At 63.6% G+C, this 11823-nt stretch carries 11 protein-coding genes; 10 read left to right on the forward strand and 1 reads right to left on the reverse strand.

What is annotated here, in order from left to right; genetic code table 11:
• The first annotated feature begins 50 nt into the window (after nt 1-50).
• The 5 genes from VFP86_02775 (at nt 51) to VFP86_02795 (ending at nt 4912) form a co-directional block, all read left to right on the forward strand.
• Nucleotides 51-596: a putative metal-dependent hydrolase gene (locus tag VFP86_02775; GenBank protein ID HET8998551.1), complete on the forward strand. Its 546-nt coding sequence runs from the start codon at nt 51-53 to the stop codon at nt 594-596.
• Between the two features lie 12 nt (nt 597-608).
• On the forward strand, nt 609-962 hold the full coding sequence (locus VFP86_02780; GenBank protein HET8998552.1) for a YciI family protein: 354 nt from the start codon (nt 609-611) through the stop codon (nt 960-962).
• A 17-nt stretch (nt 963-979) separates the two neighbouring features.
• Nucleotides 980-2317, forward strand: coding sequence for a DUF6596 domain-containing protein (locus tag VFP86_02785; protein HET8998553.1), 1338 nt, complete (start codon nt 980-982; stop codon nt 2315-2317).
• Between the two features lie 48 nt (nt 2318-2365).
• Nucleotides 2366-2722, forward strand: coding sequence for a VOC family protein (locus tag VFP86_02790; GenBank protein HET8998554.1), 357 nt, complete (start codon nt 2366-2368; stop codon nt 2720-2722).
• 753 nt (nt 2723-3475) lie between these two features.
• Nucleotides 3476-4912 carry a tetratricopeptide repeat protein gene (locus tag VFP86_02795; GenBank protein HET8998555.1) on the forward strand — a complete coding sequence of 479 codons (1437 nt, stop codon included), beginning with the start codon at nt 3476-3478 and terminating at the stop codon, nt 4910-4912.
• A 32-nt stretch (nt 4913-4944) separates the two neighbouring features.
• On the opposite strand, the gene VFP86_02800 is transcribed toward VFP86_02795, so the two are convergent.
• Nucleotides 4945-5937 (reverse strand): ABC transporter substrate-binding protein, encoded by a 993-nt coding sequence (locus tag VFP86_02800; protein HET8998556.1) that lies wholly within the window; start codon nt 5935-5937, stop codon nt 4945-4947.
• 197 nt (nt 5938-6134) lie between these two features.
• Between VFP86_02800 and VFP86_02805 the strand changes: the two genes are divergently transcribed.
• The 5 genes from VFP86_02805 to VFP86_02825 form a co-directional block, all read left to right on the forward strand.
• Entirely contained in the window at nt 6135-7709 is a 1575-nt protein-coding gene (locus VFP86_02805; GenBank protein HET8998557.1) for an ABC transporter substrate-binding protein, read from the forward strand.
• Between the two features lie 21 nt (nt 7710-7730).
• Nucleotides 7731-8663 carry an ABC transporter permease gene (locus VFP86_02810; GenBank protein ID HET8998558.1) on the forward strand — a complete coding sequence of 311 codons (933 nt, stop codon included), beginning with the start codon at nt 7731-7733 and terminating at the stop codon, nt 8661-8663.
• The gene (locus VFP86_02815) at nt 8660-9565 is read left to right on the forward strand and encodes an ABC transporter permease (protein ID HET8998559.1); all 906 of its coding nucleotides are present in this window, start codon (nt 8660-8662) and stop codon (nt 9563-9565) included. The genes VFP86_02810 and VFP86_02815 overlap by 4 nt, the downstream gene beginning before the upstream one ends.
• A gap of 3 nt (nt 9566-9568) precedes the next feature.
• Nucleotides 9569-9877, forward strand: a complete 309-nt coding sequence (locus VFP86_02820; protein HET8998560.1) for a hypothetical protein — start codon at nt 9569-9571, stop codon at nt 9875-9877.
• Nucleotides 9878-10318: 441 nt separating this feature from the next.
• On the forward strand, nt 10319-11823 hold a 1505-nt coding region (locus VFP86_02825; GenBank protein HET8998561.1), incomplete at its 3' end, for an NAD(P)/FAD-dependent oxidoreductase.

The following is an 11823-nucleotide window of genomic DNA, read 5'->3' on the forward strand; positions in this document are numbered from 1 at the left end:
CCACGAATGTTAGAATGGCGTCAGCGGCTAGAAAGCGACGAGGGGCGAACATGACAGACAGCGTATTCCCGGCACCGCCGCAGTATCCGGCCGGTCCATTCGTCGCGAACGATACGGATGACGACCGGCGACGTGGTGCATGGATCGACGAGATCGACTGCGCCCCGACGCGGCTCCGTGAGGTTGTGTCGGGTCTGGCGGACGAGCACCTCGATAGGAAGTATCGGAACTGGACGATCCGCCAAATCGTGCACCACCTGGCGGACAGCCATCTGAACAGCTACGTGCGCTTCAAACTGGCGCTTACCGAAGAGCGGCCGACGATCCGGCCCTATGACGAAACCCGGTGGTCCTTGCTGGCCGACGCGCAGCGCGCAGCCATCGAGCCGTCATTGCAACTCCTAGAAGGGCTGCACGCCCGATGGGTGTACTTGATCCGCGCGGTGCCGCCGGAGGGGTTTGCGCGATCATTCTATCATCCGGAGAACCAAGAGGTCGTGCCGCTCTGGCGCGCGCTCGCCTACTACGCCTGGCACGCCCGTCACCACACCGCGCAAATCGAGTGGGTGAAGAAGCATACATTGCCGGTGCGATAGGGGAGATTGAGTATGTCACGTTTCCTGCTGCTCCTGTACCAATCTCCGACCAGGTTCGGTAATCTGTCACCCGAGGAGATCCAGAAGATCGTTGCAAAGTATATGGCGTGGCGTGAGGACTTGGTGCGACGCAACAAGATGCGGGGCGGGGAGAAACTGACTGACGACGGCGGCCGGCATTTGCGGATGCATCGCGGAAACGTGTCGGTTACCGACGGCCCATACAGCGAAGCGCACGAGGTTCTCGGCGGTTTCTTCGTGATCGATGCGGCCGATTACCGCGAAGCGGTTGAAATCGCTCGTACCTGTCCCCATCTCACCGAAGGCCAGCGCGTTGAAGTGCGCGAAGTCGAATCCATGAGTTGATGAGCGTCGGAGGATCCATGGACAGGCGTTCCGAGAGGGTCAACCAGTTGGTCGACCATCTATTTCGCCATGAGGTGGGGCGGATGGTTTCCCGACTGGTCCGCGTGTTTGGCGTACACCGCCCGGGTTTGGCCGAAGACGCCGTGCAGTTCGCTATGATGCAGGCGCTTCGGCTGTGGGCGTACAAAGGTGTCCCACGCCTTCCCCAGGCCTGGCTCATGCGGGTCGCCTATAACCGCGCCCTGGACGTCGTCAAGAGCGAGCGGAGACTTCACCTGTTCGAAGACATAGAGGAAATCTGGGCGCGCGAAGGGATCGCTGAGCCCCAGACGCCATCGGCCGAGGACCTTTCTCGGTTTTCTGATGAGGTCGCGGACGACCGGCTCGCGCTCATCTTTGCCTGCTGTCATCCGGCGCTCCCGCGTCACGCAAGCATCGCCCTGACCCTTAAAGTCGTGTGTGGCTTTGGCGTCGAGGAAATCGCGCGTGCATTTCTGTCGACCGAGGTCGCGGTGGCGCAGCGGCTGGTGCGTGCGAAGCGCTTGATTCGCGAGCAGGGAATTCGGTTTATAGTTCCGAGCTCCGAGCAACTACCCGAACGACTGGATATTGTGCTCGAGGTGCTGTACCTGCTCTTTACGGAGGGCTACGCGGCGACGGCGGGTGACCGCCTCGTCAAGGATGATCTGTGCGCTGAGGCGATCTGGCTGGCCATGTTGCTGACGGAAAATCCCATCACCGCTCAGCCGGAATGTCACGCCCTCCTCGCGTTAATGCTGTTTCAGGCCGCGCGCCTTGAGGCGCGGACCGATGCGGCGGGCGACTTGCTGCTCCTGGAGGACCAGGACCGCAGTCTGTGGGACCGACCGATGATCGACCTCGGCCTGCGTCATCTCGAACGCGCCGCACGAGGGGAGAAACTCACCGTATATCATCTACAGGCTGAAATCGCCGCGATCCATGCGAACACGGCGCATTTCACGCTGACGAACTGGGAGCATATTCTTTCTCTGTACGATCTATTGCGGGAGAGACAACCGACGCTCGTCGTGCTGATCAACCGGGCCATTGCTCTTGCCCAGATCAAAGGGCCCGCCGCGGGGCTGGCGGCGCTCAAGACGATTCCCGTGGAGCATCAATTGGAACGATATCTATTTCTGCACCTGGCGGAGGGCGAGTTTCATCGTCGTCTGGGACACGTCGACGAGGCGGCGCTCTGTTACCTTCGAGCGCTGGATGTTGCTAGAACCGAGCCCGAGCGGCGTTTTGTGCAGCGAAAACTGGCCACCATGCAAATGGGGCCCCCGCAGGGCGGACGCGTCGTTGTCGATTTTGGACCGGGGAAATCGTCTTAGTATCGAAGGGCATTAAAGCCACCATTCCACAGTTGAGGGAGGTCGGTCATGGCAAACCCGTTCGTGCACGTGGAACTGAACACCACCGATGTGGCCAAGGCCAAGGCGTTCTACGGGAAGCTGTTCGCATGGCAGCTGGAAGACCTCGAGATGGATGGCATGGGGTACACGATGATCAAGGTGGGCGAAGGAACCGGCGGGGGCCTCATGAAACACCCCGTACCCGGCGCGCCTTCGGCGTGGCTGGCCTATGTCCAGGTGGACGACATTGGCGCCGCGACGCAAAAAGCCAAGTCGCTGGGCGCTCAGGTCATGAGGGACGTGACGGAAGTGAAGGGAGCCGGCTGGTTTAGCATCATCATCGACCCGACCGGTGCGGCCCTCGGCCTCTGGAAGCCCAAGTAGCCCGATAGCGAAGGGTCACCGGTAGGAGCGTTCAACCCGCTCCTACCGGTGCGAGGCACTGCAGGGCAAGGTCTCGGTCACACTACCTCTCAATCAAACCGCGCAAGTCTCGTCTCATCCCGGGGTCCAAGGGGCTCATATGCGATCCGCTTGTGACACTATATCCACAGTCTTTCCACAATATCCACAACGTCCACAAGTGTAACGTAGGCATAAATAGCAGTAGCAAACACGTGGTGGCTCGAACGTCGGATCGGTACCGCTCTGCCTGCTTTCCGACCCACTCCCTTCTAACCTCCCAAATTTCGCCCGAGATCCTACGTAGATTTCCTATCGATCCGCATCGATGTTGCAGCGGCGTAACAATGCGAGCCTTTTATTAATAGCCCCAGAGGAGTGCCCCGCCTCATCAAGTAAGGGAATACTGAACGTTCGATGCCACTAAATGGCGAGGTGACCTGCAATGAGGAACCTCTCGGTTCTACTCATCATCGCGTCTCTGATGTGGTTGACGGGTCCAAGCTCCGGCGGGCGAAACGCCCATCCGGCATGGCCCGGGGTCGGGGGCGGGTTGCAGACCGCGGGCCCCGGCGTGCCCATCATCCCACTTGGCGACGACGCCGGAGGGAGCCACTAAGCGGCCGTTTCGTATATTTGTGGGCTCGTGCCACAGGAACGCAGGACTCTCGTGCCCTGATAGGCAAATAGCGATGGCGGAGCGTTAAGCCAGACTCGTTCACTCAAGGGTGCACCGTGCCGTCATCGTTGGGAGAGCGCATCCGGGCCCGGCGTCAGGAGCTCGGTCTGACACAGGCGGCCGTCGCGGGCGACCGCCTGTCCAAGGGGTTCATCAGCCTAATCGAGATGGGGCGCGCGAAACCCTCGATCGAGACCCTGAGGCTTTTGGCGAAACGATTACAGAAACCGATCGGGTACTTCGTCGAAGGCGACACCACGTTGAGTCGAAAAGCCTTGCATGCGAAGCTCGCGTCGGCGTGGATCTCGCTCAAGCGCGCGGAGTTTACTCAGGCCGCAGAGCTCTTTGCCGAGTCGCGCAAAATCGCCAAACACCACAAAGACGTGAGCGCAGAGGCAGACTCCTACATCGGCCTCGCCTCGGCGCTCGCGGGCCTTCGGCAATTCGACGCCGCTCAACGGAATGTGCGGCGCGGGAAAGAACTGGCGGAGGCAGCGCAATCAAGCCATCACCTCGCGCGCGTGTCCCAGGTCTTGGGCCTCGTCGAGTACTATCGGGGGAACTTGACCGCCGCTCGGGAGCATTTTCTCGAGGGCTACCATTGTGTGCAAAAATCGACGAACCCGGATCTCTCCCTGGCCGGCAGCATGTTGCTCAATCTGGGGAACGCGTTCCGTGAGAGCGGCGACGTTGCGGAGGCCACGAAATGGTACCGCGAGGCGCTGAAGACGCTCGAGCCTACGCACGACCTCCCGCGTATTGGGTTGGTCCACGTACAGCTCGGGACGGCCCAGCGGCAACGAGGCAACTACGACGGCGCGCTCGCGCATTTCACCCGCGCCGAGCATATCTTTGAGCTTTTGGAGGACATCAGCCTGCTCGCTCAGGCTCGGAACAGCATCGGGATCATGCTGGTCGAGCAGGGCGAGATCGAGGAGGCGATCACACACTTCAAGAGTAGTCTTTCCATGAAGGAGCGCGTCGGCGACGATCCGGGGCGGGCCCGGACCCTGACCGAGCTTGCGCGCGCGTTCGCCGCGAAGGGTTTGTTCGCGGACGCGCAGCGGGCACTGGCGGAGAGCGAGCGGCTCACCCAGAAATTGGGAGATGTCACGGAGCATGCCCGGGTCCAGCTCGCGCGGGCGCGAATCCACGTCGCTCTTCATCGTAATCCCGATGCCATACGGCAATACGAGACGTCGATCGCGGTATTGGAGAAACTCGGCCTGCGCGCCGACCTCGTGCATGCCTGCAACGAACTTGGTGAACTCTTGATTCAACAGAAACGCCCTTCGGAAGCAGCGCCGTATCTGTCGAAGGCGCTACACGCGCTCCGAGGCGAGACGCACGCGCCGATCATGCCTCTGGAGAGGATGCCTCCTCGCGGTCGGAAGGCGCGCCGATCAGGAAGCCGGGGCGCACACCATCCCGGACGCGCGCCGCGCCTCCAGATTGAGACACGATCGGCGACGGGGGATCGGGCCGTTCCGTGAGGTCATAGCGCGACGGTGGACGGCGGCGGACATCAGGGCGTGCCGGCGGTTGCGGCAAAGTTGGCGTTCTGGAGCGACTGGACGTAGCTGTTGTCGTAAAAGTCCGTGACGGGCTGCGTGATCTTTCTCTCGTGCAGGATGAACTCCATCCCGGGCACGCTGACCAACGGATACACCGAAAAGAACCGGTCGCGATAGATCTCAAATCCCTGCTTTAATTGGTCATCCCTCATCGGGAGATACTTGTGGATCAGCGCCAGCGCCGCGGCGATGTTCAGCGGGTTCTTGACGAAGACCATGGCGGCAACGATCGCCCGGAGAAACGAGTTCACCACGGTCGGGTGCGTGTTCGCCCAGGCCGTGTTGACGCCGACCCCTGATTGTGCGAAGGGCTGATCCAAAGCATACAGTTTCAGCAACGGCTTGAAGCCCAAGTCGAACGCGACCAGGTCGATCCCAGCCGACAGCACCGTGAACTGGATCTGGCCGGATTGCAGCGCCGCCAAGCGGGCTGTTTCGTCGCCAACTTGAAGCAGCGTCACTTCCTGCGGGTTGATCCCTAGGGTGGTCAGGGCGTAGCGAATGGCGAAGTCAGACGAGCCGCCGAAGCTGCTGATGGCGCCTTTGGTGCCCTTCAGTTGCGCCGGACTGGTGACATTCTTTGCCACCATGAAATCGAAGGCAAATTTGTTGATCACCCCCGCGATCATCTGGAGCGGGATGCCTCGGGACCGGGCGTTAATGATGTCTGTGGCCCCGATCGACCCGATGGGTACCTCGCCGGCAGCCATGGCCACGACCCCTTTCGCCCCACCCTGGAACTCGATGATATTGACGCTGAGCCCGTACTTTTCGAAGAGGTGCTTGTCCTGCGCGATCCAGACCAACATCCCATCGAAGTTGTGGGACGACATGCTGAAGTTGAGGGACGTCAGCCCTTGAGCCTGGGCCGGCGCCCGAGGCGCCGCGACTAGGGTTGAAAGCACTAAGAGCACCATGATTGAACGGCAGGGTCGCGCGCTCATCTCCATCCCCTTTTTGACTTCGGAGTCGGATCCTGAGGTCGCATCGCCAATAGCCGGATTTCCGATGCGGAAGCCACGCGCTCCTCCCTCGTGGGCTGCCGACCAGGGGATCCTTACGGAGGAGGGAAGTGGGTCATCGTTTCGCGAAACGTGGGGAAGGGGAAGGTCTCGGGCAGGGATACTGGGGGAGGTTGATCATGAAGCGAGGCGGGAGGGGCTCTCAGGCACTGTCGCGTCGTGATTTCCTCGGCCGGGCGGCCGGGCTCGGCATTGCAGCAACCGGGCTCTTAGAAGCGACACGGCCCGAGGCGGCCGTCGCGCAGACCACCCAGAAGCGCGAGCTGATCGTCGCGCAGGGCGGCGATGTCTCCAAGTTCGATCCTCACTTGTCCACCTCGTCCAACGACATCCGGGTCTCCTTCAACATCTTCGACAACCTGACCAGCCGCCACCCGGACGGCAAGCTCTACCCCGGGCTCGCCACCGAGTGGGCGTCGACCGGACCCACCACGTGGCGGTTCAAGCTGCGCCAGGGGGTGAAGTGGCACAACGGCGATCCCCTCACGTCGGCGGATGCCAAGTTCTCGATCGAACGGACGTACGATCCGGCCGCAAAGACGTTGGTCGCGACCGTGTTCACGACGATCGACCGGATCGACGCTCCCGATCCCTTCACCCTGATCTTCACGACCAAGAAGCCGGACCCGCTGCTGCCGGCGCGGCTCGCGTTCTACGGCGGGCAGATCGTGCCCAAGAAATACCTTGGCGAGGTCGGCCCTGATGCGTTCAACGCGAAGCCGGTAGGGACGGGCCCGGTCCGCTTCGTGTCGTGGACGAAGGACGACCGGCTGGTCCTGGGAGCCAACCCCGACTACTGGGGCGGGAAGATTGACACGGACCGCGTGGTCTTCCGGCCGATCCCGGAGACCGCCTCGCGGGTGATCGCGATCCTCAAGGGCGAAGTGGACGTGATCACCCAGCTGCCGCCGGACCAGGTTGCGCGCGTGGACCGCAGCCCCAAGGCTCGCGCAGCGAGCACGCTCTACGCCGGGCTCTACGTGCTCGCCGTCAACTCGAAGGTCAAGCCGCTCGACAACCCGCGGATCAAGCAGGCGCTGTCTCTCGCGATCGACCGGCAGGCGATCGTCAAGGACCTGTGGCGCGGCCAGGGGCTCGTGCCCAACGGCCCGATCGCCAAGGGCGACAATCACTACGATGCCTCGCTGCCCCCGCTCCCGTACGACCCGGCGAAGGCCAAGGCCAACCTCCGGGAGGCCGGCTACAAGAATGAGCCCATCTATATTGAGACCACGGTCGGGTACGTGGCGAACGACAAGCCGATGTCCGAGGCGATCGCCGCGATGTGGAAGGATGTCGGGGTCAACGCGGTGGTCGAGGTGATCGAGTATTCCGTGCGGGCGGAGAAGAACCGGGACAGATCCTTCAAGGGGATGTTCTGGTCCGACCCCACCTCGACGCTTGGCGACCCCGATGGGATGATGTGGCGGCTCCTCGGCCCTGGTGGCCCCCAGGACTACTGGCGGCATCCCGAGTTCGACGAGCTCGGGAACGCGGCCCGCTTCAGCCTGGACGAGAAGTTCCGCGATCAAGCATACAAAAAGATGACCCGGATCTTCCTGGAGCACAATCCCTGGATCGTCGTGCTCCAGCCGTACGAGCTCTACGGGTTCGAGCGGTACGTCGAGTTCATTCCGAACCCGAATCAGCAGTTCGAGGTCCGCCGCTTCAACTTCCGCATGCGGCGCGCGTAGCGCCGGTCCGGACGGGCCCCGATGCACGGCCTCGGTGCCTTCCTGGCGTATCGGCTGCTCCGTGCGTTCGTAGCGCTGTGGTTGGTCTCGACGGTCGTCTTCGTGGTGATGCGGCTGTCGGGCGACCCGGTCCCGCTCCTGCTCCCGCCAGACGCCCCGACCGTCGAGATCACGCGCGTGCGCCATGAGCTCGGCCTCGACCGCCCCCTCGCCGTGCAGTACGCCGTGTTCATCGGCAACGTCCTCCACGGCGACTTCGGGCGCTCTATCCACTTCCGGCAGCCGGCGATGGCGGTGGCGTTCGCCTACCTGCCGGCGACATTCGAGCTCGGCCTCGCCGCGTTCCTGATTGCCGTCGTGGTTGCGTTCCCGATTGGCGTCTTCTCGGCGGTTCGCCGGAACTCGCCGCTCGATCACGCCGCCATGGGGGTGGCGCTGGTCGGCCAGTCGGCCCCGACGTTCTTCCTCGGGATCCTGCTCATCCTGGGGTTTTCGCTCTGGCTCAACCTGTTCCCGACTTCAGGGCGTGGGGACTGGCGGTACCTGGTCCTGCCGGCCCTGACCCTCGGGGCCTTTGCTATGGCCTCGATCGCCCGCATCACGCGCTCGGCCGTGCTGGAGGTTCAGCGCGCCGACTACATCCGGACGGCGCGGGCCAAGGGCATGGGGGAATTCATGGTGATCGCCAAGCACACGCTCAAGAACGCCGCCCTGCCTATCCTCACCATCACGGGCCTGCAATTCGGGACCCTGCTCGGGGGCGCAGTAGTGACCGAGACGGTCTTCTCGTGGCCGGGGATGGGACGGCTGGCCATCCAGTCCATCTACAACCGCGACTACCCGGTCGTACAGTCCACCGTGTTCATCGCGGCGGTGCTGTTCATTTTCATCAACCTCGCGCTCGACGCGCTCTACGGCGTGCTCGATCCCCGAGCCCGGGCGGCGCGTTCGTGAGCCGGCCCGCGGTGGCCGTGGCCACGCTCGGCGCGACCGGGGGGCTGCCAGCGCAGCACCCGGCGCGGCGCCGGCGCGTCCCTTGGTCGATCGTGGCCGCGTGCGGTTTCGTCGGTGGTCTCGTCTTGATCGCGACGGCGGCGCCGTACCTGGCGCCTCACAATCCCGAACGCGGTTCGCTGCGGGCCCGGCTCGAGGCGCCGACGCTGCAGGGTGCCGACGGCGAGGCCCACCTGTTGGGGACAGACCACCTGGGCCGCGACGTCCTCTCACGGATCATCTACGGCACCCGCGTCTCGCTCACGGTGGGCTTTGCCGCGGTTGCCATCGGGGGACTGGTGGGCGGGTCGCTCGGGCTCATGGTGGGCTTCTACGGCGGCTGGGTCGACGAGGTGGTCATGACAGTAGCCGACGCGCAACTGGCGTTCCCGTTCATTCTCCTCGCCATCGGGATCATCGCGGTGCTCGGGCCCTCGTTCCGGAATCTCATCATCGTGGTGGGTCTGTCGGGGTGGGTGACGTACACGCGTGTGCTGCGTTCCCAGGTGCTGTCGCTCCGCCGCCGCGAGTTCGTCGACGCGATCATCGCGCTCGGGGGCTCGGTTCCGCGCATCATCGTCCGGCACATCCTACCCAACGTCGCCTCGACCTTCATGGTGATCGCGACGCTCGAGCTCGCCCGGGCCATCGTGCTCGAGGCCACGCTGTCTTTCCTGGGGCTGGGGATCCAGCCGCCGACCCCGTCTTGGGGTGGGATGATCCAGGAGGGGCGTGAGTATCTCGACAGCGCATGGTGGATCTCGGTCTGTCCGGGGCTGGTTCTGATGCTCACCTCGGTCGTGGTGAGCCGGACCGGCGACTGGCTGCGGGACGTCCTGGATCCAACCCTCCGGGGCGGGTAGAGCGTGGAACGCAGCATCCTCCGCGCCATGTTCTGGATGACCGCGCTCTCCGTATTGCTGTTCTGGCTGCCGGTGCTCGGTCCCGCGATCGCGGGATTTGTGGGCGGTCGGAAGGCCGGTGGGGTCGGTCCTGCCGTGATCGCTGCATTCTTGCCCGGTATCCTGTTTGGCGCCATCTTATTCGTGCTGGCTTCAGCACTGACCGGGATTCCGCTCCTGGGAGCCGTCGCCGGGCTCGGCGGGATGGCCATCGCGTTTGCGCACATCGGGCCGCTCCTGGTGGGAGCGATTATCGGCGGCGCGGTGCCCTGACGTGACCACGGAGGCGGCGAAGAAGCGATGACGGGGACTCGCGACTTCTTATGCGCCGGTCTCCCACAGGCGGCGTGCCTCCTCGACCAGGTCTTCGTGGATCCAAAGGAACCGCGAGGGCATCGCTCCGGCCGGAGCCTGTACAATAGTCTCCAATTCCTCAGGGGACGTGACTTTTCGGTCACCGGCTCTTCGGTTTACGAGGAGATCCAGGACCGATTCCTCCCGCCATTCCAACCGCCCCGGCGTCCATGGCCCTCCCCGGGCGAGCCCGAGGATGTGGAGCCGGCCGGAGATGACGGTGGCAGAGAAGAATCGATCGGACGAGGCCATCGTAGAGGGTATCCGGTGCTACGTCTATCCCACCTATCCTTCGTCTATGCTTTCGTGCCGGCGCACATTCTCCTGCGGCCCCGGCGATCGACGCCGAGGTTCTGACCGATGAGCATGCCGGCCGTCTCGCACGACGTCATCATCATCGGCGGAGGACACAACGGGTTGGTGTGCGCGGCGTACCTGGCCAAAGCCGGTCTGGACGTGCTCCTACTCGAGCGGCGCGACATCCTGGGAGGCGCCTGCGTCACCGAGGAGCTGTTTCCCGGATACCGGTTTTCGGCGTGTTCGTACTACTGCCACCTGCTGCAGGCCAAGGTGATCGACGACCTCGACCTACGCCGGCACGGGTTTTTCGTCTACCATATCGACCCGCAAAAGTTCTCGGTGTTTCCGGACGGCCGAGGGTTCCTCGTATGGGACAGCGTGGAGCAGACGCAGGAGGCCATCGGACGATTCTCGAGGCGCGATGCCGGCAGGTACCCGGAGTGGGTCGCGTTCTGGGAACGCGCCGCCGGACTGCTCCTCCCGTATTTTCTGACGCCTCCGCCGACCGTCGCAGAGTTGCGCGACCGGCTGCGGACGCCAGAGGACCGACGGTTCCTCGAGGGACTCTTGCGGGCCAGTGTGAAGGAGATGGTGACCGAGTTCTTCGAAGATGACGCCATCCGAGGAGCCTTCATCCACGCGCATGACGTCGGAGATCCCGCGGCTCCCGGCAGCGCGTGGTGCTTAGCCTACATCAAATGCAATACCCTGACGCCGCGCGAGAACATTGGGATCGTCAAGGGCGGGATGGGGACCATTACCCAGGCGATGGCCGCGGCCGCTCGATCATATGGCGCGACATTGAAGACGGGCACGGCGGTCTCACAGATCCTGATTGAACACGGCACCGCCATCGGGGTGTGCTTGGCAGGCGGCACGGAGATTCGCGCGCACGTCGTCGCGTCGAATGCGGATCCAAAGCGCACGTTCCTCGGGCTTGTCGGTGAGAAGGATTTGCCGGTCGGGTTTCGGCAGGACGTCCTGTGCCTGAGCACCGGCACCGCCTACCTCAAGTTTCACGCCGCCTTGCACAGGCTCCCTGATTTCTCCCGCTCTCTCGGCAAGGATTACGACCCGCGGTACCTCGCCTACACTCGTATCTCCCCGTCGATCGGGTATTTCGAGCAAAGCTGGGATGATGCCCGGCGTGGACGACCCGCGCGCGCACCCGTGCTGGATATCCAATTGCCGTCGGGGTACGATGCCACGATGGCCCCGCCGGGGAAACACATCATGTCCATTTGGGGTCTCTATGCGCCGCCGCACCTGGCCGAAGGAACGTGGGACGAGGCCCGCGAGGCGGTGGGGGAACGCCTGATTGATGTCCTGGCGACCTACGCGCCCGACATCCGTGAGTGCATCGCCAACTGGCAGCTCTTCACTCCGGAAGATTTGGAACGGCGGATCGGGCTGACCGATGGGAATATCCGCCACCTCGACATCATCCCGAGCCAATTCCTGGCCGAGCGCCCATTGCCCGGCTGGGCACACTACCGCACGCCGATTCGAGGCCTCTATCTCTGTGGCGCGGGGACTCACCCGGGAGGCGAGGTGACCGGTGCACC

The organism is bacterium, from assembly GCA_035703895.1.
Classification (GTDB): Bacteria; Sysuimicrobiota; Sysuimicrobiia; order Sysuimicrobiales; family Segetimicrobiaceae; genus Segetimicrobium.

Coding starts and splice junctions, on each gene's coding strand:
- VFP86_02775 (HET8998551.1), top strand. CDS start 51: ATGACAGACAGCGTATTCCCGGCACCGCCGCAGTATCCGGCCGGTCCA.
- VFP86_02780 (HET8998552.1), top strand. CDS start 609: ATGTCACGTTTCCTGCTGCTCCTGTACCAATCTCCGACCAGGTTCGGT.
- VFP86_02785 (HET8998553.1), top strand. CDS start 980: ATGGACAGGCGTTCCGAGAGGGTCAACCAGTTGGTCGACCATCTATTT.
- VFP86_02790 (HET8998554.1), top strand. CDS start 2,366: ATGGCAAACCCGTTCGTGCACGTGGAACTGAACACCACCGATGTGGCC.
- VFP86_02800 (HET8998556.1), bottom strand. CDS start 5,937: ATGAGCGCGCGACCCTGCCGTTCAATCATGGTGCTCTTAGTGCTTTCA.
- VFP86_02805 (HET8998557.1), top strand. CDS start 6,135: ATGAAGCGAGGCGGGAGGGGCTCTCAGGCACTGTCGCGTCGTGATTTC.
- VFP86_02810 (HET8998558.1), top strand. CDS start 7,731: ATGCACGGCCTCGGTGCCTTCCTGGCGTATCGGCTGCTCCGTGCGTTC.